The 26,326-nt window shown below is 71.0% G+C and carries 21 protein-coding genes, 1 tRNA gene and 1 riboswitch; of the genes, 8 read left to right on the top strand and 14 right to left on the bottom strand.

Translation table 11 applies throughout. From position 1 onward, the window contains the following. Nucleotides 1–17 precede the first annotated feature (17 nt). Nucleotides 18–1,610 (top strand): GMC family oxidoreductase, encoded by a 1,593-nt coding sequence (locus tag KKR01S_RS08795; protein ID WP_061225805.1) that lies wholly within the window; start codon nt 18–20, stop codon nt 1,608–1,610. A 117-nt stretch (nt 1,611–1,727) separates the two neighbouring features. Here KKR01S_RS08795 and KKR01S_RS08800 read toward each other — a convergent pair whose 3' ends face one another. After that, nucleotides 1,728–3,140, bottom strand: a complete 1,413-nt coding sequence (locus tag KKR01S_RS08800; protein WP_061225806.1) for an MFS transporter — start codon at nt 3,138–3,140, stop codon at nt 1,728–1,730. A gap of 113 nt (nt 3,141–3,253) precedes the next feature. Here KKR01S_RS08800 and KKR01S_RS08805 point away from each other — a divergent pair, with 113 nt between their 5' ends. The 4 genes from KKR01S_RS08805 to KKR01S_RS08820 all read left to right on the top strand — a co-directional run bounded on the left by KKR01S_RS08805 (nt 3,254) and on the right by KKR01S_RS08820 (nt 8,405). Next, nucleotides 3,254–4,087 (top strand): aldo/keto reductase, encoded by an 834-nt coding sequence (locus KKR01S_RS08805; protein WP_061225807.1) that lies wholly within the window; start codon nt 3,254–3,256, stop codon nt 4,085–4,087. 130 nt (nt 4,088–4,217) lie between these two features. Next, nucleotides 4,218–5,651: a TY-Chap domain-containing protein gene (locus KKR01S_RS10700; RefSeq protein ID WP_055684273.1), complete on the top strand. Its 1,434-nt coding sequence runs from the start codon at nt 4,218–4,220 to the stop codon at nt 5,649–5,651. A 4-nt stretch (nt 5,652–5,655) separates the two neighbouring features. Continuing rightward, the gene (locus KKR01S_RS08815; RefSeq protein ID WP_242650362.1) at nt 5,656–6,897 is read left to right on the top strand and encodes an MFS transporter; all 1,242 of its coding nucleotides are present in this window, start codon (nt 5,656–5,658) and stop codon (nt 6,895–6,897) included. 299 nt (nt 6,898–7,196) lie between these two features. Further along, nucleotides 7,197–8,405 carry a VIT1/CCC1 transporter family protein gene (locus KKR01S_RS08820; protein ID WP_081046054.1) on the top strand — a complete coding sequence of 403 codons (1,209 nt, stop codon included), beginning with the start codon at nt 7,197–7,199 and terminating at the stop codon, nt 8,403–8,405. A 1,156-nt stretch (nt 8,406–9,561) separates the two neighbouring features. Here KKR01S_RS08820 and sucD read toward each other — a convergent pair. The 3 genes from sucD to KKR01S_RS08835 form a co-directional block, all read right to left on the bottom strand. Continuing rightward, nucleotides 9,562–10,479 carry a succinate--CoA ligase subunit alpha gene (gene sucD / locus KKR01S_RS08825; RefSeq protein WP_055684271.1) on the bottom strand — a complete coding sequence of 306 codons (918 nt, stop codon included), beginning with the start codon at nt 10,477–10,479 and terminating at the stop codon, nt 9,562–9,564. 39 nt (nt 10,480–10,518) lie between these two features. Continuing rightward, nucleotides 10,519–11,685, bottom strand: coding sequence for an ADP-forming succinate--CoA ligase subunit beta (gene sucC / locus KKR01S_RS08830; RefSeq protein WP_058731405.1), 1,167 nt, complete (start codon nt 11,683–11,685; stop codon nt 10,519–10,521). Nucleotides 11,686–12,065: 380 nt separating this feature from the next. After that, nucleotides 12,066–14,681, bottom strand: a complete 2,616-nt coding sequence (locus tag KKR01S_RS08835; RefSeq protein WP_061225808.1) for a UvrD-helicase domain-containing protein — start codon at nt 14,679–14,681, stop codon at nt 12,066–12,068. Nucleotides 14,682–15,003: 322 nt separating this feature from the next. Between KKR01S_RS08835 and KKR01S_RS08840 the strand changes: the two genes are divergently transcribed. Further along, complete coding sequence (locus KKR01S_RS08840; RefSeq protein ID WP_061225809.1) at nt 15,004–15,597, top strand: hypothetical protein; 594 nt, start codon at nt 15,004–15,006, stop codon at nt 15,595–15,597. A 15-nt stretch (nt 15,598–15,612) separates the two neighbouring features. Here the strand turns inward: KKR01S_RS08840 and KKR01S_RS08845 are convergent, their stop codons facing one another. Both KKR01S_RS08845 and KKR01S_RS08850 read right to left on the bottom strand, forming a co-directional pair. Then, nucleotides 15,613–17,166, bottom strand: coding sequence for a DHA2 family efflux MFS transporter permease subunit (locus tag KKR01S_RS08845; protein WP_081101671.1), 1,554 nt, complete (start codon nt 17,164–17,166; stop codon nt 15,613–15,615). Nucleotides 17,167–17,255: 89 nt separating this feature from the next. Continuing rightward, nucleotides 17,256–17,328, bottom strand: a tRNA-Arg gene (locus KKR01S_RS08850). A 74-nt stretch (nt 17,329–17,402) separates the two neighbouring features. Here KKR01S_RS08850 and KKR01S_RS08855 point away from each other — a divergent pair. Then, complete coding sequence (locus tag KKR01S_RS08855) at nt 17,403–18,344, top strand: DUF4031 domain-containing protein (RefSeq protein WP_061225810.1); 942 nt, start codon at nt 17,403–17,405, stop codon at nt 18,342–18,344. Here KKR01S_RS08855 and KKR01S_RS08860 read toward each other — a convergent pair. From KKR01S_RS08860 to KKR01S_RS08880, 5 genes are all read right to left on the bottom strand, one after another. Beyond that, a complete protein-coding gene (locus KKR01S_RS08860) occupies nt 18,323–18,541 on the bottom strand; it encodes a hypothetical protein (protein WP_061225811.1) in 219 nt (72 codons plus the stop codon). The two genes, KKR01S_RS08855 and KKR01S_RS08860, sit on opposite strands and share 22 nt — an antisense overlap. 212 nt (nt 18,542–18,753) lie before the next feature. Then, nucleotides 18,754–19,677 (bottom strand): C40 family peptidase, encoded by a 924-nt coding sequence (locus tag KKR01S_RS11150; RefSeq protein WP_061225812.1) that lies wholly within the window; start codon nt 19,675–19,677, stop codon nt 18,754–18,756. Nucleotides 19,678–19,877: 200 nt separating this feature from the next. Then, nucleotides 19,878–20,459: a C40 family peptidase gene (locus tag KKR01S_RS08870; protein ID WP_061225813.1), complete on the bottom strand. Its 582-nt coding sequence runs from the start codon at nt 20,457–20,459 to the stop codon at nt 19,878–19,880. A gap of 7 nt (nt 20,460–20,466) precedes the next feature. Then, a riboswitch (cyclic di-AMP (ydaO/yuaA leader) is annotated at nt 20,467–20,618 on the bottom strand. Between the two features lie 446 nt (nt 20,619–21,064). After that, entirely contained in the window at nt 21,065–21,688 is a 624-nt protein-coding gene (locus KKR01S_RS08875; protein ID WP_055684262.1) for a thymidine kinase, read from the bottom strand. 10 nt (nt 21,689–21,698) lie between these two features. Beyond that, on the bottom strand, nt 21,699–22,394 hold the full coding sequence (locus KKR01S_RS08880) for an iron-dependent transcriptional repressor DtxR (protein ID WP_061225814.1): 696 nt from the start codon (nt 22,392–22,394) through the stop codon (nt 21,699–21,701). A 218-nt stretch (nt 22,395–22,612) separates the two neighbouring features. On the opposite strand from KKR01S_RS08880, the gene serC reads away from it, so the two are divergent. Continuing rightward, complete coding sequence (serC, locus tag KKR01S_RS08885) at nt 22,613–23,737, top strand: phosphoserine transaminase (RefSeq protein ID WP_061225815.1); 1,125 nt, start codon at nt 22,613–22,615, stop codon at nt 23,735–23,737. A gap of 24 nt (nt 23,738–23,761) precedes the next feature. Here serC and KKR01S_RS08890 read toward each other — a convergent pair whose 3' ends face one another. The 3 genes from KKR01S_RS08890 to KKR01S_RS08900 form a co-directional block, all read right to left on the bottom strand. Next, nucleotides 23,762–25,060: an MFS transporter gene (locus tag KKR01S_RS08890; protein WP_244884135.1), complete on the bottom strand. Its 1,299-nt coding sequence runs from the start codon at nt 25,058–25,060 to the stop codon at nt 23,762–23,764. 101 nt (nt 25,061–25,161) lie between these two features. Further along, nucleotides 25,162–25,773 (bottom strand): DUF3027 domain-containing protein, encoded by a 612-nt coding sequence (locus KKR01S_RS08895; RefSeq protein WP_081101674.1) that lies wholly within the window; start codon nt 25,771–25,773, stop codon nt 25,162–25,164. Between the two features lie 5 nt (nt 25,774–25,778). Beyond that, nucleotides 25,779–26,159 carry a cold-shock protein gene (locus KKR01S_RS08900; RefSeq protein WP_058730420.1) on the bottom strand — a complete coding sequence of 127 codons (381 nt, stop codon included), beginning with the start codon at nt 26,157–26,159 and terminating at the stop codon, nt 25,779–25,781. Between the last annotated feature and the right edge of the window lie 167 nt (nt 26,160–26,326).

Consider the following 26,326-nt stretch of genomic DNA (forward strand, 5'->3'; position numbering starts at 1 on the left):
CAACCACAGGAGGATCCATGGCTGAAGAGCAGGTTTTCGACTACATCATCGTCGGCGGAGGTTCGTCCGGCGCGGCCGCGGCGGCCCGGCTGTCGGAGAAGAACCCGCGGGCGCAGGTCGCGCTGATCGAGGCGGGCCCGGATGACGCCGGGATCGACGAGGTCCTGCAGCTGAACCGCTGGATGGAGCTGCTGGAATCCGGCTACGACTGGGACTACCCGGTGGAGGAGCAGGAGCACGGCAACTCCTTCATGCGCATGGCCCGGGCGAAGGTCATGGGCGGGTGCTCCTCGCACAACTCCTGCATCGCCTTCTGGGCCCCGGCCGAGGACCTGGATGACTGGGAGCGCCGCTTCGGGGCCACCGGCTGGAACGCGGAGACGGGTTTCCGCCTGTTCCGCCAGCTGGAGACCAATGAGGACGCCGGCGCCGAGAGCGGGGAGCACCACGGCGATTCCGGCCCGGTGCACCTGATGAACGTCCCGGCTTCGGATCCGTGCGGGGTCGCGGTGCTGGACGCCTGCGAGCAGGCCGGCATCCCCCGGGTGCGGTTCAACTCCGGGAAGACCGTGACCAACGGGGCCAGCTTCTTCCAGATCAACCGGCAGGCCGACGGCACCCGCGCGTCGTCGTCGGTGTCCTACATCCACCCGATCCGGGACCGGGAGAACTTCCACCTGATCACCGACACCCAGGTCAAGCGGGTCCTGTTCGATGGGGACAAGCGCGCCGTGGGCGTGGAGGTGGTGGACAACGCCTTCGCGGTGGCCAAGACCATCTGGGCCCGCAAGGAGGTCGTGCTCTCGGCGGGGGCGATCGACTCCCCGAAGCTGCTGATGCTCTCCGGGATCGGCCCGGCCGAGCACCTGCGCGAGGTGGGCGTGGACGTGCTGGTGGACTCCCCCGGCGTCGGCTCCCACCTGCAGGATCACCCGGAGGCGGTAATCCAGTGGGAGGCGAAGAAGCCGATGGTCCAGGATTCCACCCAGTGGTGGGAGCTCGGGATCTTCACGGAGCTGGACGTGCCCTTCGAGGATGAGTTCCCGGGGCGGCCGAACTTCATGATGCACTACGGCTCGGTGAACTTCGACATGCACACCCTGCGCCAGGGGTACCCGACGGGGGACAACGTGTTCTGCCTGACCCCGAACGTCCCGCACGCCCGCTCCCGCGGCACGGTGCGCCTGCGCTCCCTGGACTTCCGGGACAAGCCGAAGTTCGATCCGAAGTACTTCACGGACGATGAGGGCTACGACATGGCGATCATGGTCGCGGGCATCCGCAAGGCCCGGGAGATCGCCTCCCAGCCGGCCCTGGCCGAGTGGAAGGGCCGCGAGCTGTTCCCGGGCGAGGACGTGCAGACGGATGAGGAGATCGCCGAGTACGTCGCGAAGACCCACAACACCGTGTACCACCCGGTGGGCACGGTGCGCATGGGCGCGGATGACGACGTCGACTCCCCGCTGGATGCCCGGCTGCGGGTCAAGGGAGTGTCCGGCCTGCGGGTCGCGGACGCCTCCGTGATGCCGGAGATCACTGCGGTGAACCCGAACATCACCTGCTTCATGATCGGCGAGCGCGCCGCGGAGCTGATCACCGAGGACGCCTGAGCCTCACCGCCCGTCGGCCCGGCCCGACGCCCCATCGACGGCCCCGTCGCGCCCCGCGCAGCGGGGCCGTCGCCGTGTGGCAGCGCGGCGGGGCCGCCGTCGTGCGCAGCGCAGGCACTACTCCGGGCGCGTCGGCCCGGGCTCGGCCCCCGGGTCCGGGTCGGCCGGGGGCACCTGGGGGATCTCGGTGGTGTCGTGCCGGACGGGCGGCAGCGGCTCGACGGCGGGCAGGGCGGCGGTCAGCGCCGGGTCCGGGGCGCGGTAGGCCAGCAGCTGGGGGAAGCGCCTGCTCAGCCCGGCCACCCCGAGGCCGCAGGCCACCGCCCCACCCACCAGGGCCAGGCCGGGACCGGCCCACTGGCCGGCCGCGCCCATCACGCCGGAGCCCAGCCGCGGCCCGCCGTTGACGGTGACGATGAACAGACCCTGCAGGCGCCCGCGCATGGTGTCCGGGGCGGCCACCTGCAGGATCGTAGAGCGGTAGATGCTGCCCACGGAGTCCACGGCCCCGGCGACCATCAGGCCGATCAGGGCCAGGATCAGCCCGGTCCAGGCGGCCGCGGAGCCCCGTTCGGTCCCGGCCTGGACCCACCACATGGCCAGGCCCGCCCACAGCATCCCCGCGGTCCAGCCCGCGTAGGTCCAGGTCAGGGCCCGGCCCTGAGCCCGCACCCGCACGGCCCGCCCGGACAGCACGGTGCCCAGGAAGGCGCCCAGCGTCATGGTCCCGGACAGCAGCCCGGCCACGGCCTCGCTGCCGCCGACCACCACCAGCGCCATCGCGGGGAACAGGGCCTGCGGGAACAGGGTGATCATGGCGCACAGGTCCAGCATGAAGGTCATCGCGACCACGGGTGAGCTGCGCACGAAGCGCAGCCCCTCCACCACGGAGGACAGGCCCCGGGTGGTCTGCTCCTCCCCCTCCGCCTGCTGCGGGACCTGCGGGGGCAGCCGGTACAGGGCCCACAGCCCCACGGTGAAGGTGCCCACGTCCACCAGGTACGTCCAGCCGTAGCCGACGGCGGCGACCAGGAAGCCGCCGAGCATGGGGCCCAGGGTCAGGGCGACGGTGCTGGCGGACATGTTCAGGGCGTTGGCCGCCGGCAGCCTCTTCAGCCCGACGATGTTGGGGATGATGGCCCCGCGCGCGGCCTGGTTGATGGGGTGCAGCAGGGACTGCAGGGCGATCAGCCCGTAGAGCACGGCAATGCTGTCCAGGCGCAGGAACGCCTGCGCGGCGATGAGCCCGGTGAGCACCCACAGGCCCAGCGACGCGGCCAGGGCCACGCGGCGTCGGTCCCGGGTGTCGGCCAGGACCCCGCCCCACAGCCCGCCGAAGATCAGCGGGAGCACGGAGACCAGGCCCACAGCGCCCACGGCGAAGGTGGAGCCGGTGATGCGGAAGATCTGCAGGGACACGGCCATCGCGGAGACCTGGAAGCCCAGCACGGAGAAGGCAGTGCCCAGCCACAGCCGCCGGAAATCCGGGTGCTGGCGCAGGGGCGTGAGGTCCATCATGAGGCGGGGCACACGGGAAAGCCTAGCCGAGGGCTGAATCCGGGGCCCGCGGGTACCGTGCGCCCCGGGGCCGGGGGCATGCTGGAGGGGTACGACGTCAACGGTTCGAAAGGCAGGGAATCCCCATGACGGAAGCACCTCTCATCTCCCTGAACGACGGCAACGCCATCCCCCAGCTGGGTTACGGCGTGTGGCAGGTCGAGGACGAGACCGCGGAGAAGGTGGTCCAGCTGGCCCTGGAGGCCGGGTTCCGCCACATCGACACCGCGAAGATCTACGGCAACGAGGAGGGCGTGGGCCGCGGCCTGAAGGCCTCGGACGTGGATGCGCAGGACGTGTGGGTGACCACCAAGCTGTGGAATGACGACCAGGGCTACGACAAGGCCCTGCAGGCCTACGAGGCCTCCGCCAAGCGCCTGGATCTGGGCAAGCCGGTGGACCTGTACCTGATCCACTGGGCCCAGCCGCAGCAGGGCACCTACCTGGAGTCCTGGAAGGCGCTGATCGAGCTGCAGAAGCAGGGCAAGGTCCGCTCCATCGGCGTGTCCAACTTCCCGGAGGAGCAGCTGCGCGAGATCGTGCAGGAGACCGGGGTGGCCCCGGCCGTGCACCAGATCGAGCTGCACCCGCACTTCAACCAGGAGAAGATGCGCGCGGTCGACGAGGAGCTGGGCATCCGCACCGAGGCCTGGTCCCCGCTGGGCCAGGGCGGCGAGGTCCTGAAGGAGAAGGTCATCACCGACATCGCCGAGAAGCACGGGGCCACCGCCGGGCAGGTCGTGATCGCCTGGCACCTGGCCCTGGGCAACATCGTGATCCCCAAGTCCGTGACCCCGGAGCGGATCACGGAGAACTACGGCGCCCTGGACGTGCGCCTGGACGACGAGGATGTGCAGGCCATCAACGGCCTGACCCGCGAGGACGGGCGTCTGGGCAACGATCCCGCGCAGGGGGTCTGAGCCCCCCCTCCGACCGCATCCTGACCCCGGCGGTAACATCCGCCCCATCCCTTGGCCGCCCCGCATCGGCGAGCATACGCTCGAGACACCGACGCGGGGCGGTCTCGCGCATCACCGAAAGGCCTGCACTGTGGAGCATGACGACGCCGTGTACCGCGAGTTCCGCGCCCGCTACGGCCCGCTGCTGGAGCGTCTGAACGACGTCGAGTGGACCCGCCGGGAGGCCCGCTCCCGAATGCTCACGGTGCACCCGGAGATGGATCATGAGCTGCTGGATCGGGCGCTGGCGGAGATGAGCTGGCGCAGCGAGCTGCGGCGGGAGGATCCGCTGGGCGGGGTGGTGATCTCCTGTTCCCTGCTGCTGGCGGTCAATGATCTGTTCGACCTCGGGGAGGACCCGGAGTACGCCGTGACCCTGCTGGAGCGGGCGATCTTCCAGGAGATGTCCGCGTTCATGAACCTGCACGGGATCTCCGATGAGGCCGCGGCGCACATCCTGTCTCGGCTGGCGGCCAGCAACCGCTTCCTTGCCGAGTATCCGCGCACCACCCTCACCCAGGAGGAGTACCGGGGGTTCCTGCGGGACATCCCGGAGTATCTGCGGGAGCTGTCCGCGGCGAAGGACGGCCGCTGGCCGGTCTCGGATGCGCTGATCCGCGAGCGCATCGGTGAGGGCTCCTGGACGCGGGCGCTGCTGGCGGTGGGCATGTCCCCGGAGGAGCGCTACGCCGCGGACGGCACGGACCTGATCCCGGATTACACGGAGGCGCGCTTCCGCAGCGCGATGGCGGATTTCTTCACGTTCTGCATCCGCACGGATCGGATTCCGCACGCGCTGCTGTATGGGCGATGGGCGGCCAGCGGCTCCCGCTCGCGGGTGCCGCGGCCGAATCTGGCGACGGTGCGCCACCAGTTCGGCTCCTGGTCTCAGGCGATCGCGCACGGGCGGGAGCTGATCAACTCCAGCGATCCGGCTCAGGCGGATCCCCGGTACGAGGAGCACTGGGTGGGGCCGTGGACGCAGCCCACCCCGGTGGTCTCCCCCTCAGGAGGGCGTGCGGCGTGGAGTGTGAGCAGCTGGACGGATCGGGGCATCGGCGTCGTCGGGCATCTGCGCGCGGAGCCGGGTGAGACCTCCGAAGCGGACGCCGAGGCGGCGTGGGAGGAGCTGGTCGGGGAGATCGCCCAGGCGGTGCGGGATCTGCCGTGGAACCACTTCCTGACGGTGGAGTACGAGACGGGCAACAACCTGGACGAGGCGCCGTTCGCGCAGGCCTTCACGGGACCTGCGGGGGTGGAGGTGACACTGGTCTCGGAGCGGTTCCTGCCGGCGATCGTGTGGCCGATCGACGACGCGCATCTGCAGCGCACGGGGTGGACGGCCCCGGACGAGTCCCAGCCGCATTGGCGCCAGGGGCGCCTGGAGCCGGAGGCGGCGGCCCGGACCCTGGTGGATGGGCTGCGCCACGGGCGGGACTGCTCGGATCCGTACAGCTTCCGGTGGGGTTCGGGGGCGGTCTACGCTGAGGGTGAGCAGAGAGCCGAGACAGACCTCAGGAGATGATCGGGTGAGCTCCGCCCCGCTGACCGGACCCGTCCCGCGACCGGAGGGGCACCGTCGGGGTTCCCCGGAGTTCACGCGGATGCTGATCGCGATGTTCTGCGCGGGGCTCGCCACCTTCGCGCAGCTGTATTCGCCGCAGGCGGTGTTGCCGTCTATCGCCCGGGACTTGGGGGTGGATGCGGCGTCGGCGGCGCTGATGGTCTCGGCGGGCACCTTGGGGCTGGCCCTGTTCGCCCTGCCGTGGACGTACCTGGCGGATCGGTGGGGCAAGGTGCGCGCGATGGAGATCGCGGTGGTCTCGGCGACGGTGCTGGGGCTGGTGATCCCGTGGATCCCGCATTTCGGGTCGGTGCTGGTGCTGCGCCTGGCGCAGGGCGCGGCCCTGGCGGGGATGGCGGCCTTGGCGGTGTCCTACATCAGCGAGGAGACGCACGCGCTGCACGCCGGGGCCGCGACGGGTCTGTACGTGGCGGGGACCTCACTGGGCGGGTTGGCCGGCCGGCTGATCTCGGGGCCGATGGCGGAGGTGACGGGCAGCTGGCGGGTCGCGGTCATGACGGTGTCCGCGCTGGCGGGGGTCGCCGCGGTCGCGTTCATCGTGCTGGTGCCCCGGGCCCGCCGGTTCGTGGCGGTGCCGCCGAAGGGGGCGCTGCGGGAGACGGCCCATCGGATCGGGCTGCAGCTGCGCAATCCGGCGATGCTGAGCCTGTTCCTGCTGGCGTTCATCCTGATGGGCGCGTTCGTCACGGTGTACAACTACGTGGGCTTCACCCTGGAGGCCCCGCCGTATCTGCTGTCTCCGAGCGTGATCGCCCTGCTGTTCCTGGCGTACCTGTCCGGGACGTTCGCTTCGACGACGGCCGCGCGGTTCAGCGCCCGCTTCGGACGGCTGCACGTGGTGGGCGCGTGCGTGGCGGTGATGCTGGTGGGGATCGGGCTGACGCTGACGCGGCCGCTGTGGCTGATCGTGGTGGGGCTGGTGCTGCTGACCATGGGGTTCTTCGCGGCGCATTCGGTGGCCTCGGGGTGGGCCGGTCTGGAGGCCGGTGTGGCGAAGGCCCAGGGCACGGCCCTGTACAACGTCTTCTACTATGCGGGTTCCGCGCTGGTGGGCTGGGTCGGCGGGTTCTTCTATGCGGCCGGCGGGTGGCTGGCCACGGGCCTGTTCTGCGCGGGGCTGCTGGTGGTGGGTTCTGCGGTGGCCTGCCCGGTGCTGCATCGGACGCTGGTGCGCCGGGCGGGGTGAGCCGTTAGACTGGCTCATCGACGAAGGGGAGTAGTTCCCATCCGCCGCGGTGTCCGCGGCGGTGGCGGTGCGTCGACACACTGGATCCGGTGTTCAGGTCCCGGTGCCCCACCCGTCACCTCGTGCCGTGCGCGCGGGGTGCGGGCGAGCGAGACCTTCGTCCCACTGACCGATCCCGGCCCGTGCCGCACCCCCGCGGGGTGTGCCCGGGCCTCGTTCAGGGCCGTGTCCTCCCCCGCCGTCCGGTGCGTGTGCGCCGTCGTCCGGGGTCGTCGCCCGGCCCGGAAGGCGAGACCGCCATGGACCGCACCGATTCCCAGCAGCCCCTCCCCCACTCCGCGCAGGAGCCGACGCCGCTCCCCCATCCTGTCGGCGACCCCGCGGACCCTGCCGATCCGGCGAGGTACGCGCATCACGCGGTGGGCGAGCCGTCGAAGGCGCAGATCCGGCGGTGGCGGCGGTATCTGGCGGATGAGATCGCGGAGGCGAACCTGTACCGCGGCCTGGCCCGGCACGCCACGGGCCGGGAGGCGGAGATCCTGGAGCAGGTGGCCGAGGCGGAGGGCCGGCATCGGGAGCACTGGGTGCAGATGCTCGGTGAGCATGCCGAGCCGATGCCGCGTCCGTCGGTGGGTTCGGCGTTCCTGCAGTTCCTGGCCCGGCGCTTCGGCTCGGTGTTCGTGCTGGCGCTGGCGCAGCGGGCGGAGGGGCGTTCCCCGTATGCGGAGGACCCGGATGCCACGGATGCGATGGCCGCGGATGAGGCGGTCCATGAGGAGATCATCCGGGCGCTGGCCACGAATGGGAGGGAGAAGCTGTCCGGGAACTTCCGGGCGGCGGTGTTCGGTGCCAATGACGGCCTGGTCTCGAATGTCTCGCTGATCATGGGGATCGGCGCGTCGGGGGCGAGCTCGCAGATGGTGCTGTTCTCCGGGTTAGCGGGGCTGCTGGCGGGGGGCCTGTCCATGGGGGCCGGGGAGTTCGTGTCGGTGCGGTCTCAGCGGGAGCTGCTGGATGCTTCCCGTCCGACGCAGGTGACGCTGCGGGTGGCGGATGATCTGGACATCGACGAGAACGAGCTGGAGCTGATCTATCGGGCTCGGGGGATGTCCGAGGAGGCGGCCAGGCATCGGGCGCTGGAGCGGTTCGGACACTTCGACTGCGACTGCGATCCGTCCCTGTCCCATCGGGATGACGCGGAGGAGGAGTCCGCGGAGAATGTGGTGTTGGGCACGGATCTGGGTGCGGCGGCGTCGAGCTTCTGCTTCTTCGCCTCGGGTGCGGTGATCCCGATCCTGCCGTACCTGCTGGGGATGACGGGGGTGTGGGCGATGGTGTTGTCCCTGGTCCTGGTGGGGGTGGCCCTGCTGGGTACGGGTGGCGTGGTGGGTCTGCTGTCCGGGGCGTCCCCGGCGAAGCGGGGTCTGCGGCAGCTGGGGATCGGCTACGGTGCGGCGTTGGCCACGTATCTGCTGGGCCTGCTGTTCGGGACGACCGTTGGTGGGTAGCGGATCCCTTGCTATCCTGGGCCCTGCAGTGCCCGCATGACGGCGCCCGTCGTCCTCGCCGGGTGCCGCGGCGGCAGCCGCACCCGTGACCCATGATGATCTACTCGTTTCCTTTGGGGGGAATACGAGACCACCTCTGTCTCTCGCCGCCAGCTCGCCAAGGGCGCCGCCTGGTCCGTGCCCGTCGTGGCCGCCGCCTCCGCCGTCCCGGCCATGGCCGCCAGCCAGGACCAAGCACATGCCAGTGTCTGCAAGATCTTCACCGGAGACGGTTATCGGCCCCTCGCGGCTCAGCATGACGTTTGCTTCACCTTTGGATCAGATGCCCCGGGTGGGTCCATCCCCAAGGGCACGGTATTCACCTTCGCATTCACCCTCTCTGGTGGACAGACAATGGAGGTTCCTCAGATGTACCCCACGTCCGGCCAGACCAGTGGGGGTCTCGCCAGCACTACCATCTCGCCCTCAAGCGGGACTTCAGCTACTGCATTCACCATGACCGTAACCTTCAATCGGGATGCGTCAGCGAGTGATCTGCAGAATACTATGAACTGTGAGATCGGTGTCAAGTGAACGACTGACTCTGAAATCGCTCCCGAGACCACCGTTACAGTGAATATGCGCTCGTCCGGTCAGCAGGTTAAGCCTGCATCGGGTTCTCTATCTTGGAAGGTTCCACAGCGAATGCCCGTTGCCACCAACAGGACGGGCCGCACACCTCTGATCTACCTCAGTAAGAGCGGATCCCAGACCTGCTACCCGGAGACACGCTTTACGCTCAACGGTTCCTCCACGCGCAGGGAATGCGCGGAGAGCGGGACGATCAACAGCACCTCTGCCATCTATCCTGGTGGTCGGTGCGTTGCAGTCTCCAATATGGGGACGTCCGGCCAGTATAGTCACCCTCCGGTCTGCTGACTGGCATCTCTTTCAGCGGAAGGCCCCGCATCGCATCCCGCGGTGCGGGGCCTTCCGCTTTCCACCACCCAAACCGTCATCTACGTGGCTTGTCGGGCTCCCAGAACGCACGCCAGCGACGGTTCGGCGCGATCCACGGGTACGGAGAACGCCGAGCCGTCATCCACGTGGTCTCAGACGGTCTGAGAACCCACGCGGATGACGGCTCGGCGTCGTCGTGCTGGAGGGAGGCTCTCGCCTACTTGCCGGCGAAGATCTCCCGCATCAGCTCGGCGGCCTGGGACGGGGTCTTGCCGACCTTCACGCCCGCGGCCTCCAGGGCCTCCTTCTTGGCTTCCGCGGTGCCGGAGGAACCGGACACGATGGCGCCAGCGTGGCCCATGGTCTTGCCCTCCGGGGCGGTGAAGCCCGCGACGTAGCCGACCACCGGCTTGGTCACGTGCTCCTTGATGTACTCCGCGGCGCGCTCCTCCGCGTCCCCGCCGATCTCGCCGATCATCACGATCGCCTCGGTCTCCGGGTCCGCCTCGAAGGCCTCCAGGGCGTCGATGTGCGTGGTCCCGATGACCGGGTCCCCGCCGATGCCGATCGCGGTGGTGAACCCGATGTCCCGCAGCTCGAACATCATCTGGTAGGTCAGGGTGCCGGACTTGGAGACCAGCCCGATCTTCCCCTTGCCCGTGATGTTCGCCGGGGTGATGCCCACCAGGCACTCCTCCGGGGTGATGATCCCGGGGCAGTTCGGCCCGATGATGCGGGTCTTCGGCTTCCCGTCCGCCCCGGCGTTGGCCTTGGCGTGCGCCCAGAACTCCGCGGAATCCTGCACGGGGATGCCCTCGGTGATCACCACGACCAGCGGGACCTCCGCGTCGATCGCCTCGATCACGGCGTCCTTGGTGAAGGCCGGCGGCACGAACACGATCGAGACGTCCGCCCCGGTCTCGGCCACCGCCTCCTTGACGGTGCCGAACACGGGCAGCTCGACGTCGGCGCCGTCCTTGGTCTTGTGGGACACCGTGGTCCCGGCCTTGCGGGCGTTCACGCCGCCGACCACCTGGGTGCCGGCCGCCAGCATCCGCGCGGTGTGCTTGGTGCCCTCGCCGCCGGTGATGCCCTGAACGATGACCTTGGAGTCCTTGTTCACGAAGATAGACATGTTTTCCTTCTCGTTACCTGGAAGTGCTTCGGCGAGTGCTCAGGCCTGGTGGGCCAGCTCGGCGGCCTTGTCGGCGCCCTCGTCCATGGTCTTGGCCTGGGTGACCAGCGGGTGGTTCGCCTCATCCAGGATGCGGCGCCCCTCCTCCACGTTGTTCCCGTCCAGGCGCACCACCAGCGGCTTGGTGGCCTGATCGCCCAGGATCTCCAGGGCCTTCACGATGCCGTTGGCGACGGCGTCGCACGCGGTGATCCCGCCGAACACGTTCACGAACACGGACTTCACCTGGGCGTCGTTCAGGATCACGTCCAGGCCGTTGGCCATGACCTCCGCGGAGGCGCCGCCGCCGATGTCCAGGAAGTTCGCCGGCTTCACATCGCCGTGGTTCTCCCCGGCGTAGGCGACGACGTCCAGGGTGGACATGACCAGCCCGGCGCCGTTGCCGATGATGCCGACCTCCCCGTCCAGCTTGACGTAGTTGAGGTCGTTCTCCTTGGCCTTGGCCTCCAGCGGATCCGCGGCGGCCTTGTCCTCCAGAGCAGCGTGATCCTCGTGGCGGAACTCGGCGTTGTCGTCCAGGGAGACCTTGCCGTCCAGGGCCAGGATCTGCCCGTCGCCGGTCTTCACCAGCGGGTTGACCTCCACCAGGGTCGCGTCCTCGGCGGCGTAGACCTCACCGAGCTTCACGATGACGGCGGCGACCTTCTCGCGCAGCTCCTCCGGGAACCCGGCGGTGGACACGATCTCCAGGGCCTTCTCCTGGGTGAGGCCTGCGGCCGGGTCCACCTCGACGCGGGCCAGCGCCTCGGGGCGCTCGGCGGCCAGCTGCTCGATCTCCATGCCGCCCTCCACGGAGCACATGGCCAGGTAGGTGCGGTTGGCCCGGTCCAGCAGCACGGAGAAGTAGTACTCCTCGGCGATGTCCGCGCCCTGGGCGATCATCACGCGCTTGACGGTGTGGCCCTTGATGTCCATCCCCAGGATCTGGGAGGCGTACTCGCGGGCCTCCTCCGGGGTCTTGGCGACCTTCACGCCGCCGGCCTTGCCGCGTCCGCCCACCTTGACCTGGGCCTTGACGACGGTGACGCCGCCGATCTTCTCGGCGGCGGCCTGAGCTTCTTCGGGAGTCTCGGCGACGATCCCCTGCAGCACGGGCACCCCGTGCTTCTCGAAGAGGTCGCGCGCCTGGTATTCGAACAGGTCCACGGGTCTGTGTCCTTCTTCCTCGAAGTCGTGCCGGGAACCGCGGAACCGGGCGCCCGGCTTGATCTGTCGTGGAGCTCTCGCGCCGGGCCCGCACGGATGCGGCGGGCGTCACGGGGCTCCCCACAGTGAGCCTATCCCACCCGACCGTGACGCCCCTAACCTGGGGGTGGGGCCCCTCCCCCTCCGCCCGCTCGCGACCCGGCGCTCCCGTACCCAAACGCCTCCTCCCCGCAGGTGAGGCGGCGCGTCCGTTCCCAAACGCCCCACCCCACCCACGCGAGACGGCGCATCCGTTCCCAAGATCGGCGTCTATGGGAACGAATGCGCCGGGTCGGTGAGGATCAGGGGGGGGAGCACGGACCCCGGGACGATGCCCGGGGCTAGTCCAGGGGTTCGATGGGCGCGTAGCGCAGCAGCAGCCGCTTCTCCTCCGCGCCGAAGCGCACCTTCGCGACCGTCTTGTCTCCGGAGCCCTCCAGGGCGATCACCTTCCCGCGGCCGAAAGTCTTGTGCTGCACGGACTGACCCACGCGCAGCGTCGGAATCTCCTTACCCTGCTGCACCCGGGAGGCCTTCGTGGCGCGGGAGCCCAGGGCCGGGGAGCCGTCGATGTCCCCGGAGAACCCGGCATCAGCGCTGGCCGGGGCGGGCCGACGCCGGGCGGAAGACGACGACGTCGGGCCGGACCCGCGCCCGCCCCAAGACGAGGACTCCGCCCACGAGCCGCCCCGCGAGCGCCCACCGAATCCACCAGACCCGAACCCCGAACCGAACCCGCCGGCCCCGTGCACCGGGGAGCCCCAGCCGGCGCGCATCGAGCCCAGCCGCTTCCACTCCACGAGCTCCTCCGGGATCTCCTCCAGGAACGGCGAGGGCGGGTTGAACTGGGACTGGCCCCACATGGAGCGGGACTCCGCGCGCGTCAGGTACAGCCGGCGCATCGCCCGGGTCAGCCCCACGTAGGCCAGGCGCCGCTCCTCGGACATCTCCGCCTCATCGGTCAGCGCCCGCTGATGCGGGAACAGCCCGTGCTCCATCCCGGTGAGGAACACCACCGGGAACTCCAGGCCCTTCGCGGTGTGCAGGGTCATCAGCGTGACCACACCCTGCTCGCGGGCCTCGGCCACCTCGCGGGCCACCTGGGCCGCGGAGACCCCGCCCTCCCCGTCCTCATCCGACTCCGCGGCGCGGGGCCGGTTGGGGATCTGGTCGGCGTCGGCCACCAGGGCCACGTGCTCCAGGAACTCGGCCAGCCCGGCGTCGGGATCCTCCGCCTGGAACTCCCGGACCACGGCCACCAGCTCGTTGAGGTTCTCCACCCGGGACTCGTCCTGCGGGTCCTCCGAGGTGCGCAGCGCCTCCAGGTACCCGCTCTGCTCCAGCACCGCCTCCAGGCAGGTGGCCGGGGACTCGGTGGCCGCGATCTGCGCCAGATCATCCATCATGGACACGAACGCCAGGATCTTCTTCGCCCCGGCCGAACCCAGCCCCGGGGCCTCCTCGGCCCGGCGGGCCGCGGCGAAGAACGAGATCCGCTCCTGCTGCGCCAGATTGGCGATGGCCCCCTCCGAGCGGGCGCCGATGCCGCGCTTGGGCTCGTTGAGGATGCGGCGCACCGTGATGTCGTCGTCCGGGTTGAGCAGGGCGCGCAGGTACGCCAGGGCGTCCTTGTTCTCCTTGCGCTCGTAGAAGCGGGTCCCGCCGACCACCCGGTACGGCAGACCCACCCGCATCAGGATCTCCTCCAGGGAGCGGGACTGGGCGTTGGTCCGGTAGAACACCGCCACATCCCCGGCGGCGATGCCCTCCTCATCGCGCAGCCGGTCGATCTCCTCGGCAATGAACCGCGCCTCGGCGTGCTCGTTCTCCGCGACGTAGCCGACGATCGGCTCCCCGTCCCCGGAGGCCGTCCACAGCTTCTTCGGGCGACGCTGCGGGTTGCGCTCGATCACCGCGTTCGCCGCGGAGAGGATGGTCTGGGTGGAGCGGTAGTTCTGCTCCAGCAGGATGGTGCGGGCGTTCGGGTAATCCCGCTCGAAGTCCGTGATGTTGCGGATGTCCGCCCCGCGGAAGGCGTAGATGGACTGATCCGAATCCCCCACCACGGTCAGCTCCGCCGGGCCCGCGGCCTCCGGGTACGGGCTCGCCTTCCCTGCGACCGCACCGTTCGACGACCCGCCCGACGACGCCGCGGCGTCGGCCCCCACCAGCTCCCGCACCAGGGCGTACTGCGCGTGGTTGGTGTCCTGGTACTCGTCCACCAGGATGTGCCGGTAGCGGCGGCGGTAGAACTCCGCGACCTGCGGGAAGGCACGCAGCAGGAAGACGGTCTGGGAGATGAGGTCGTCGAAATCCAGGGCGTCCGCGGCCCGCAGCCGACGGGTGTACTCGCTGTAGATCCGCGCGATCGTGTGATTCCACTCGTCGCCAGGGGACACGGATGCGGCGTTGGCTTCGGCGTCCACCAGCTCGTTCTTCAGCGCGGAGATGCGGTTGAGCACGGCCTTGGGGGCGAAGCGCTTGGAATCCAGCTGCATCTCCTTGGCGATCAGGGCCACCAGCCGCTGGGAGTCCGCGGCGTCGTAGATGGAGAAGCTGGACTTCATCCCCAGGGTCGCGGCCTCCCGACGCAGCACCCGCACGCAGAAGCTGTGGAAGGTGGAGATGGTCATCCGCCGTGCCTTCTCCCCCACCAGCTCGACGACGCGCTCGCGCATCTCCGCGGCGGCCTTGTTGGTGAAGGTGATCGCGAGGATCTGCCCCTCGTGGGCCCGACCGGTGGCCAGCAGGTAGGCGATCCGGTGGGTGAGCACGCGGGTCTTGCCGGAGCCGGCGCCCGCCACGATCAGCAGGGGCGATCCGGCATGCACCACGGCCTCGCGCTGCTGGTCGTTGAGCCCCTCCACGAGGGCCTGCGGATCCGCTCGCGGGGCCGGTTCGGCGGGCCGGGCGGAGGCGTCGGGGCGGAAGAAGGAGGTGTCGCGCAGAAAGTCCATGGCGCCTCCCAGTCTAGGCGAACACGTCTTCGAAGGAACCGCCGATCCACGCCCCCGCCCGACGCCGGCACGCGGGTTCCGCCGCGAAACCGCCCGCCGTGCCCGGGCCCCGGGCCTCCAAGCGTCCGGGCGTGCGGCGGGGCCAGCCGACCGCGGCCATCGCACCATAATGGGGAGCATGGGTATGTCCGAAGGCCAGAAGAAGCGCAGATACGGTGCATCCGCCGTCCCGTCCGGCGGTGAGGGGAATCGGACCCCCGGAACGGCGGGGCGCTCCCGCGGTTCGGCCCAGCCCACGGGCCGCAGCAGCACCCGAACTCCGGTGGCCCCCGGCACCTACCGCCGCGAGGACCTCGCCCCGCGCCCCGGCTCCGGGTCCTCCCTGGGCATCATCATCGGAGTGCTCACGACCATCGCGGTGCTGCTGTTCTGCTACGTGACCTTCCTCGTGCTGCCCGGCATCGGCCGCGCCTACGGGCTGACGCTGCCGGAGCTGCGGATCACGGGCTTCGACCGGGAGCAGATCGCCGCGGCCGCGAGCGCCCTGGGCGGTCAGGGCCGGGAGGACTACCGCTGGGTGCACCGTTCCTCGGGTCTGCTGATGCCGCTGTTCATGGCCCTGGCGTGGTTCGCGATGCTGGGGCAGTCCGTGCACACCCGCGCGGCCCGCTGGGCTCTGTGGTCGGTGCCCCTGGCCTTCGCCGTCGTCGTCCTGGCCGGCGGTCACGCGGTCGACGCCGCCCTGGCCGATCCCTCCGGCGGCCCGGTGGCGCTGGCCTCGGCACTGGTGATCGCCCGGTGGGTGCTCACCGCGGCGCTGCTGGCCCAGGCCGCGTGGATGCTGGCGCACCTGGTGCGCACCAAGCTGGACGCCTTCGCCCGCGGGGAGCTGCCGGGCCAGCAGCCGACCCCCTGACGCCGGCGCGCGGGCTCAGCCCTCGGAGGCCGTGCGCGGGGAGACGCGGCGGAACAGCAGCGCCAGCATCGCTCCCACGAGCACAGCCGCGGCCGGCAGCAGCATCGCCTGACCCATCGCCGCGGCGTAGCCCTCGTGCAGGAACGACGGCAGCGCTCCACCGGCACCGGCCGCCGCCTCACCCGCACCACCGGCGCCCGCACCGCCCGACGCCGCCCCGACCCCCGGCAGGTGCGCGGCCAGGCGGTTCTGCATCATCATCGCGATCAGCGCCGAGCCCAGCACGGAGCCGACCTGCCGCGTCGTGTTGAACACCCCGGAGCCCGCGCCGGCCCGGGCGGGAGCCAGGTCCCGGGTCGCGGTGATGGAGACCGGGGACCACATGAACGCCCCGCCCACCCCCATGACGAAGCTGGGCACCAGCAGCAGCGCCACCGCCGTGTCCGGGTCCATCAGCAGCCAGTACAGCACCAGGCCGACGCCGTTGAGCAACAGCCCGCCCACGGCCATCAGCGGGGCGTTGCGCCCGGTGATGATCCGCCCGACCAGCGGGGCCAGCACCCCGGAGACCACGGCCATCGGCGCCAGCATCAGCGCGGCCTGGGTCGGGCTCATCTGGCGCACCAGCTGCAGGAACAGCATCAGCGGCAGCGCGAAGGAGGAGATCATCAGCCCCACCAGCGTGATCACGGCGTTGCCCACGGAGAAGTTGCGGTCCCGGAACAGCCCCAGCGGCACCAGCGGCTCGGCGGGGGTCACCCGTTGCCACAGCACGAAGACCGCCAGGATCACCGCCCCGCCGATGATCAGCTCGGGCACCGTCACCGGCCCCCAGATCGGACCCCAGTCGTACCCGTGCCCCTCCTGGATGCCGAACACGAGCAGGAACATCCCGACGGCGCTGAGCAGCACACCCACCCAGTCCATCGAGTGGGCGTGCACGGGCAGGGACGGCACGGCCCGGGCGGCCCGCCAGAACGCGAAGATCCCGACCGGGATGTTGACGAAGAAGATCCACTGCCAACCCAGGGAGTCCACGAGCAGCCCGCCGGCGATGGGCCCGGCCAGATTCGCGACGCCGGCGGTCGCACCCCAGATGCCCATGGCCGGACCCCGCCGCTCGGGCGGGAACAGGCGGGTGATGATGGCCATGGTCTGCGGAGTCATGATCGCAGCACCCAAGCCCTGGAAGACGCGGGCGAGGATCAGGGAGGCGATGGACCCGGAGAACCCGCACCACAGGGAGGCCAGGGTGAACACGGTGAGCCCGGTCAGGTACAGCCTCTTGGGGCCGAAGCGATCCCCGAGCCGCCCGGTGATCAGCAGCGGCACCGCGTAAACCAGCAGATAGGCGCTGGTCACCCAGACCACGGCGTTGATGTCCGCGTCCAGGTGGCTCATGATCGCCGGCATCGCGGTGGAGACGATCGTGGCGTCCACCAGGATCATGAAGAACCCGATGACGATGGCCCACAGCGCCCGCCAGGCCTGAGCCGTCTCCGGGTCGCGCCCGGGGGCCGCTTCCCTGCGGATCCGGCGATGGCGCGGCGGGGTGCTGGCGGGGCTCACGGGGAGGCCTTCCTTCGCGGAACGGGAGATCCGGCGTCGGATTCCGGGGCGCGCAGATGCGCCGGAGGCGCCGAGAGGCTGACGGAGAGTGCCCCCGAGTGGATTCGAACCACCGACACCGGCTTTAGGAGAGCCGTGCTCTATCCCCTGAGCTACGAGGGCGCGGATGCCCACTCTACCCGCCCGGGCTCTCCCCCGCGGAATCCGCCGGAAGGCCGCGTGCCAGACTGGTGGGCATGGCTGTGCTGATCGATCCCCCGCTGTGGCCGGCCCACGGCACCGTCTTCTCCCACCTGGTCTCGGACCGGGATCTCACCGAGCTGCACGCGCTGGCGGCGGCCGCGGGGATCAGCCCCCGGGCCTTCGACCGGGACCACTACGACGTCCCCGCCCACCGCCGCCAGGAGCTGATCGAGCTGGGGGCTCAGCCGGTCAGCGCGGCGCAGCTGACCCGCCGCCTGCGCGCCAGCGGCCTGCGCATCCCGGCCCGGGAGCGCCCGGAGCGGATCCGCGCGGGGCTGCTGCGCGCCTGGGATCGGGCCTTCCCGGCCTGGGCCGGACACGGCGGCGCGCTGCTGGCCCGGTGGGAGGAGGAGCATCGGGCCTATCACGACTCGGTGCACCTGCGGGAGGTCCTGGAGCGCCTCGACGGGCCGCTGGCCCCCGAGCGGGAGAAGGATCGGACGGTGCTGGCGCTGGCCGCCTGGTACCACGACGCCGTGTACCGGGGCGCTCCGGGAGCGGATGAGCAGGACAGCGCCGCCCTCCTGGAGGAGGAGGCGCGGCACCTGCCGACGGGCGAGGGGGCACCGTCGTCGGAGACCGTGCGCCGGGCGGCCGCCCTGGTCCGCGCCACGGCCGCCCACGCCCGCTCGGCGGAGGCGGACCCGCTGTGGCCGGCGCTGCATGACGCGGACCTGGGGATCCTGGCCGCGGACCTCGGGCGCTACCGGCGCTACGTCGAGGGAGTGCGCCGAGAGTACGCGCACGTGCCGGAAGGGCAGTTCCGCGTCCGCCGGGCGATGATCCTGCGGGAGCTGATCGGCGGGCCCCACGTGTTCCTGACCCCCGCGGGGCGGGCGCGGTGGGAGGAGGCGGCCCGAGCCAACGTGAACCGGGAGCTGGCCGAGTTGGAGGGAGGGTCCGCCCCCGAGGCTCAGCGGCCCCGGCGGCGGTAGAGGATTCGGGAGCCCAGCAGCCCCAGGATGATGCCCACGCCCCCGACGATCGAGACCCACATGGCGGGGTTGCCGAGGCTCAGGGACAGCAGCAGCCCGATGACGATGCCGGGCACCGCGCCGGCCACCATGCCGACGGCCATGTAGAGGAATTCCTGGTCGCTGCGGGACTTCGGGGGTTCGAACTGGGTGGGCATGGTCCTCATGGTAGTCGGGCCCGCCGTCGGGCGAAGACGACGACAGCGGCTCCCGCTGGTCGTCGAGAGCCGCTGCGCGCTCCGCCTCAGGGACCCTCGCGGGCCCGGGCGGAAGGGGTGGGATCCGTGCCGCGCACCGGGCGCGGGAGGGACCCCGGGGAGGAAAGCGTCGGGCCCCGCGTCCGGATATGTGCCGGACGCGGGGCGGGTGCTCACCGGTCCACGTGGATGAACACGGGAGCGGAGGCCGCGGGCAGGTAGGCGGAGAACTCGGCGGTGGTCCCGCCCTCCCAGCCGCCGTGGATGGCGCGGCCGTTGCCCAGGTAGATGGCCACGTGGGAGCCGCCGAAGCCGTTGGAGGCGTAGTAGATGATGTCGCCGGGCTTGGCCTCGGAGGCCGAGACGGTGTGACCCAGGCTCAGGTAGTCCTTCGGCCAGCCGTGGAAGTTGATCCCGGCCGCGCGCAGGGAGTTGGTCACCAGCGCGGTGCAGTCCTGCTGCCGGCCCAGCTGGGCGCGGGCGGCCCTCACGACGGCGTCGCGGTTGTAGCTGCCCTCGGAGGCCACCGGGGCGTCATCGGAGGAGGAAGCCGGGGCGGAGGAGCCCTGGGTCTGGGTGCCGGTGGAGCGCTGGGTGGAGCCGGTCGCGGTGGTGGAGGAGGCGTTCTGCACCACCGGGGCCGCGGCGTCATCCTGCTGCTTCTGGGCGGTCTGGGCCTGCTCCTGACGCTGCTGCTCGGCCTTCTCCTCCTGAGCCTTCTGCTCGTCGGCCTGGCGCTGCTCGGCTTCGCGCTGCTGCGCAGCCTGCTCCTCGGCCTTCTTCTGCGCGGCCTCGGCCTCGCGGCGGGCGGTCTCCTGGGCGGCCTTCTGCTCGGCCGCGGCCTTCTGCTCGGCGGCGATCTGCTCGTGGGACTTCGGAGCCACGGCCGGGCGGACCAGGCTGGCCGGCACGTAATGCTGGCTCGGGGTGTTCACCGCGTCCAGGGAAGCCACGGGGGTGGCCTGCGCGGTGTTCTGGACCTCGGGGGCGGCGTCGGCGCCCTGGGCGAGGACGATGCCGCCGACCATCAGGCCGGACAGGGTCAGCACGCCGGCGGCGCGGGCGGAGTTCTTGGACAGCAGGGCGGAGGAGGCCATGGGGATCCTTCTGCGGAGGAGGAGCGAGGGAGGGTGAGCCGCGGGCCCGGGCGGCGATGCGCGGGCGGCGGCTCGATCAGCGGCGAGGGATGGCCGCGGAAGAAGAGATGAGGTGCGAGGGGTGATGCGCGCGAGGCGCCCGGCGGCGTCAGCCGGTCGGGCGCCTCGCGGGATCTAGCGGCAGCCCGGAAGGGCTGCGATCACAGGGCGGTGAAGTAGCCGTCCACGGGCATCATGCCGCCGCCGTCGACGGCGGTGATCTGGGTGCCCTGGCTCGGGTTCAGCGCGGAGATCATCTTGCCATCACCGAGGTAGATGCCCACGTGGGAGTACCCGTTGGTGAAGACGATGTCGCCCGGCTGCGGGGTGGAGGTCTGCTTGAGCTCGTTCTTCATCGCGTGGGTGTAGGCGGTCAGGTTGATGCCGGACTGCTTGTACACGTAGGAGACGAAGCCGGAGCAGTCCCAGGCCTTGTAGGACTTGCCGCCCCAGACGTAGGCGCCGCCCTGGCCGGCCTCGGCGTCGGCCACGATCTTGGCGTGGGAGCCGGTGGCCTGGGTGCTGGCGGAGGTGTCCACCGTGTTCTGCGCGGTGTAGGTGTTCTGCGCGGCGTACTGGGTGGAGGACGCGGTGGGCTGGGTGTAGGTGGTGGCCGCGCCGGCGTAGGCGTTGGCGGGGGCCACGGAGCCCAGGACGACGGCGCCGGCGGCGGCGGCGATCCCGGTGTTGCGCAGGGCGTGGGACTGGGTGGCTGCGCGGTGACGAGCGGTGCTCTTTGCCATGGTGTTCTCTTCCTCCCTGGTGCCTGCGAGGTGAGCTGTCGGGTTCGGATGGGAGTCACCCGGCCGTCCGGATGGACGACTTAACCCCGAGGGCTCTTCCGCGTGGGAAGAACCCGTGATTGGGTCCCCCGCCTCTGCCGAAGTCAGTGTTCGTTCTCGGTACTGATGGACAGCGGCAGAGCTCGGCGCTCCGTCCATCAGGTGCCCGTTTCGACCAGTGCTGGGCACGTCCACGAGAGTACACACACCCGTGACCAAAAGTCACGTTTTGGTCACGACCGGCCGCCGTCGTTCCCGCCGCGAGCCCCGGCGAGCGGCTGGGCCGTCGACGACGGACCACGCTCGCGATCCCCGAAAAACCGTGCTGACCAGGAGAAACGCGACCATCGCAAGAAGTCCTCGATCGCCGTGGGAGCGGCCCCGCGGCCGGTGCGAACAAACCTGTGGATTCCCTCACGCAGGGTATCTCACCTCCACAGGGGCGGCTCGCGGACCCGGAACGGCCCACGCCACGGTGTCGCGGGTCACGCGCGGACCCCGAAGATCACGATTCGGTCACGATGACGGATCGGCCGACGTCGCCGCTTCGTGATCCGCGGCGGGGCTCAGTCCCCCAGGCTCCCGCCGGTCTCCCGCAGGTAGCAGGCGGCGCACAGGGACTCGTAGGACACGCTCGCCCCGTCGATGGCCACCTGCTGGCCGGAGAACACGAACCGCTCCCCGATCCGGCGCCCGTTGAACAGGGCCTTGCGCCCGCACCGGCAGATGGTCTTCAGCTCCTCCAGGGAGTGGGCGACCTCCAGCAGCCGGGCGGAGCCGGTGAAGGCGCGGGTGCGGAAGTCGGTGCGGATGCCGTAGGCCAGCACGGGCACCCCGTCCAGCACCGCGATGCGCAGCAGGTCATCCACCTGGGCGCGGGTGAGGAACTGCGCCTCGTCCACCAGCAGACACGCCACCGGCGGCAGATCCACGGCCAGCATCGAGCCGTCGTCCCGCCCCTGGGCGTGGTGGGCGAATACCGCGCGGGCGTCGTCGTGCGGGCCCAGCAGGAAGCTGACCTCCCGCCGCACCCCGAGCCGGGAGACGATGCTGCCCTCCCCCTTGGTGTCCACCCGGGGCTTGGCCAGCAGGACCCGCTGGCCCCGCTCCTCGTAGTTGAAGGCCGCCTGCAGCAGCGCGGTGGACTTGCCGGAGTTCATCGCGCCGTAGCGGAAGTACAGCTTGGCCACCGGTCCGGGATCAGGCTCCGCGCTTGAGGATCAGGTGGGTGCTCACGGACTCGTCCAGGTCCAGGGAGTGGTCCTGTCCCTCGGCGCGCACCCGCACCGCGCTCTCCACCGGCTGGATGGTCACCACCGCGCCGGGGTGGATCCCGGCCTGGGAGAACTGCTGCAGCAGGTCGATGTCGGTCTGGATGGTCTCCGGCAGGCGCGCCACGGTGAACCGGTCGGTCTCCTCCGCGTCCTGCGCGGCGATGCTCACGGGCACGGTCTTGGGGTCGTTGGCCTCGCTGCTGAGCCCCAGGACCTCCAGGCCGGGGATCGCGTTGCCGTACGGGGAGTACTTGGGGGAGTTCAGCAGCTCGACGAGCCGGCGCTCCACCCGCTCGCTCATCACGTGCTCCCAGCGGCAGGCTTCGTCGTGCACGTGGGCGAAGTCCAGGCCGATGACGTCGGCCAGCAGCCGCTCGGCCAGCCGGTGCTTGCGCATCACGGCCACGGCCTTCTCCCGACCCTCCTGGGTCAGCGACAGGGAGCGGTCCTTCTCCACGTGGACCAGGCCGTGGCGCTCCATCCGGGCGACGGTCTGGGAGACGGTGGGGCCGGAGTGGTCCAGGCGCTCGGCGATGCGCGCGCGCATCGGGGTGATGCCCTCCTCCTCCAGCTCCAGGATGGTGCGGAGATACATCTCCGTGGTGTCGATCAGGTCGGACATGGACGCGAGTGTCCCTTCTGCGCTGCGGACGGGCGGACGGTGTGTGTGATGCGTCCATCCTAAGCGGTCGGCCCTTCGGCCCCGTCCAGCATCCGGCCATCTTTCACCGCGGGAGGACGCCCCCGGGTCCGGCGGGCCACAATGGGGAGGGTCACCGTCGCCCCTCTTCGGCCCCACGGCCGGCCTCGGGGCGCGTCCCCCGAGCGAAGAGAGCCATCGTGACCGCCGAACCGACCCTGCCCCCCGAGATCCTCCCGCGCGACGGACGCTTCGGCGCGGGCCCGTCCAAGGTCCGCCCCGAGCAGGTGCGCGCCGTCGAACGCGCCGGCACCACGTTGCTGGGCACCTCCCACCGGCAGGCCCCGGTGCGCCGGCTGGTGGGGCAGATCCGGGAGGGACTCACCCAGCTGTTCGAGCTGCCCGAGGGACACGAGGTGGTGCTGGGCAACGGCGGGGCCACCGCTTTCTGGGACGCCGCGACCTTCCAGCTGGTCCGCGAGCGGGCCGCGCACCTGAGCTTCGGGGAGTTCGGCGCCAAGTTCGCCCACGCCACCGACGCCGCCCCGCACCTGGGGGCCTCGGAGATCATCACCGCACAGCCCGGCACCCGCCCGGACCCGCGCCCGGTGGAGGGGGCCGACGTCTATGCCTGGCCGCAGAACGAGACCTCCACGGGAGTCGCCGCCCCCACCCGGCGTCCCGACTTCCTCACCCCGGACCAGCTGCTGCTGATCGACGCGACCTCGGCCGCCGGCGGGATGGCCGCGGAGGTGGCCAGCACGGATGCCTACTACTTCTCCCCGCAGAAGAACTTCGCCTCCGACGGCGGACTGTGGGTGGCCGCGCTGTCCCCCGCGGCACTCGAGCGGATCGAACGGATCAGCGCCGCCGGGCGCTGGACCCCGGCCTCCCTGGATCTGAGCACCGCGGTGGCCAACTCCCGGAAGAACCAGACCTACAACACCCCGGCGATCGCCACACTGGTGATGCTGGCCGAGCAGATCTCCTGGATCAACGACCAGGGTGGCCTGGCCTGGGCGGCCGCGCGCACCCGGGAGTCCTCGGACCTGGTCTACGCCTGGGCCGAGGCCAGCGAGGTGGCCCGCCCGTTCGTGGCCCGGGAGCAGGACCGCTCCACGGTGATCACCACGGTGGACTTCGACGACGCCGTGGACGCCGCCCGGATCGCGGGGATCCTGCGCGCGCACGGCGTCGTGGATGTGGAGCCGTACCGGAAGCTGGGGCGCAACCAGCTGCGCATCGCGACGTTCACCGCGATCGAGCCGGCGGATGTGCAGGCGCTGCTGGCCTGCATCGATCGCATCCTCGAGCAGATCCTCTGAAACCCCGCCCGGGATGTGCCCGGGTCACCGAGGTTCCTGGATCTCCAGGGCCGCGGTGATCGGGTGGGTGGCCGGGCCCAGCTCCGGCTCCTCCTCTTCGCGCTCCACGCGCCAGAAGCCGCGCCGGGAGCGGTCGAAGGTCAGGTGCAGCTCCTGCGAGCGCCAGTACCAGACCAGGCCCACCAGGGCGGTGAGCAGCCCGGCCACCACAGCCACGCCCAGGCCCCAGCGGGCCCCCATGACGTCGTTGACCAGGCCCACCAGCGGCGCCCCGATGGGCGTGCCACCGAGGAACACGGCCATGTAGATGCTCAGCACCCGCCCGCGCATCGAGGGGCGGGTGGTGACCTGCACGTAGGCGTTGGCCGAGGTAATGAAGGTCAGCGCGGCCAGGCCCATCGGCACCAGCACCACCGCGAAGACGATCACGTTGGGGGCCAGCGCCCCCGCCAGGCAGGTCAGCCCGAAGGCGCCGGCGGAGCCGAAGATGAAGCGCAGCCGGGGACGGTCCCGGCGGGCGGCCATGAGCGTGCCGGTCACGGAGCCGATGGCCATCGTGGAGGAGAGGAAGCCGAACTGATCCGCCCCGTAGCCGAACTCGCTGGTGGCCATCGCGGCGATGTTGATCGCTGAGTTCATCCCGAAGGTGCCCACCAGGAACGCCCCGACGATCACCGCGAGGATGTCCGGGCGGCGTCGGATGTAGGCCAGGCCCTCGCGCATCCGGGTGTCCTCCCGGGAGACCCGGGGCATGGGCCGCAGCCTGGCGACGTCGATGCGCGCGATCGCGAGGATCATCGCCAGAAACGTCACCGTGTTGATCAGGAACAACCAGCCGGGCCCGACCGCGGCCACCAGCACCCCGGCCACGGCCGGACCGAGCATGCGCGCGACGTTGAAGGAGGTGGAGTTCAGCGCGACCGCGTTGGGCAGGTCCCGGTCCGGGACGAGGTTGGAGACGAAGGTCTGGCGCACCGGGGTGTCCAGGGCGGTGACCACCCCCAGGGCCAGGGCGAAGATGTAGACGTGCCACATCTGGGCGTGGCCGGAGAGCACCAGCAGCCCCAGGCCCAGCCCCAGCAGGGCCTGAGCCCCCTGGGTCCAGAACAGCACGCGACGCCGGTCCAGGCGGTCCGCCAGCACCCCGGCGTAGGGGGCGAGGAACAGCTGGGGCACGAACTGCAGGGCCGTGACGATGCCCATCGCGGTGGAGTCCTCGTGGGACAGGGAGTTGAACACCAGCCAGTCCTGGCCGATGCGCTGCATCCACGTGCCCACGTTGGACACCAGCGCCCCGGCGAACCAGATGCGGTAGTTGCGCACGCGCAGGGAGCGGAAGGTGCCTCCGCCGGCGGTCTCGGCTGTGGTGGTGCTCGTGTGCCCTCACCTCTCCTCTCGACCCGGGTCCGCGGACCCGGGATGGCTCACCGCCCGGCGGTCTGGGTCTCGGTGCTGTGCTGCTGGGAGGTCGCCTCGGCGGCGCCCGCCTCGGTCCGGCGGCCCTGCTCGGAGCCCTCACCATCGGCGGCGTCCTGCGCGGGGGTCTCCTGCTCGTCGGCCGACTGCTCGGTCGACTCGGCGCCGTCCTGCGCGGCGCCGCCCTGAGCGGCGGTCCCCTGATCGGCCTTGCGCTGCGCTGCCAGCTCCTCGGGGCGCACCCGCTCGGACCAGGGCACCCACTCCGGGGAGAGCAGGGCATCGGGTCCGGGCAGCAGGCCCACCTCGCACACGGTCGCGGTCTTGGACCGCGGGGCCCGGGAGAGCGTGGCGAACCAGCTCCAGCCGCGGTAGCCCTTCAGCGTGCACTCGAACAGGTGGGTGGAGAGACGATCCTCCTCCCCGCGCACCTCGTGGCCCTCGCCGAGGGTCGAGGCGTCGGTGATCTCCAGGATCCCGGCGCGGGCGGTGTCCACGGCGGCGGCCAGCACCTCATCGGGGGTGGAGCGGCGCCGACGCCGGGGCTTGGCGGCATCGCCCAGCAGCGGCTGGGCCTCGGGTGTCTGTGTGCTCTCCTGCGCGTCGGTGCGCTCGGCCATCGGGCTCACGCGTCCAGCTCGTCGGCGACGGTGCGCAGGATCGAGGCGGTCTTGCGCCCGACCGCGCGATCCGGGTAGCGGCCGCGCCGCAGGGTGTTGGAGACCCCGTCCAGCAGCTTGATCAGGTCCTCGGTGATCACCGCCATCTCCTCGGCGGGCTTGCGGTGGTTCTTGACCGAGGAGGGCATCCGATCCAGGACGCGCGCGGACAGCGCCTGGGCGCCGCGGCGACCCTCGGCGATGCCGAACTCCAGGCGGGTCCCGGCGCGCACCTTCGCTCCGGTGGGCAGGGCGGAGGCCGGCAGGAAGACCTCCTGGCCGTCCTCGGCGGCCACGAACCCGAAGCCCTTCTGCTCGTCGTACCACTTCACTTTTCCGGTGGGCATGGTCTGCTTCCTTCGCTGCATCGGTGTCGGGGCGCGGGGAGGCCCCGAGGCGCTCCCCGGCGGGGACGCGACGGCGCGTCGGGTTCCCCGGCGCCGTCCGGGCGGGGCGCGCCGCCGCCCTCGACCGGTGCATCCTCGCGGGTCCCTTCGGCGGGACCGGCGGACCG

Origin of the sequence: Rothia kristinae NBRC 15354 (assembly GCF_001570865.1) — a bacterium.
GTDB lineage: Bacteria > Actinomycetota > Actinomycetes > Actinomycetales > Micrococcaceae > Rothia > Rothia kristinae.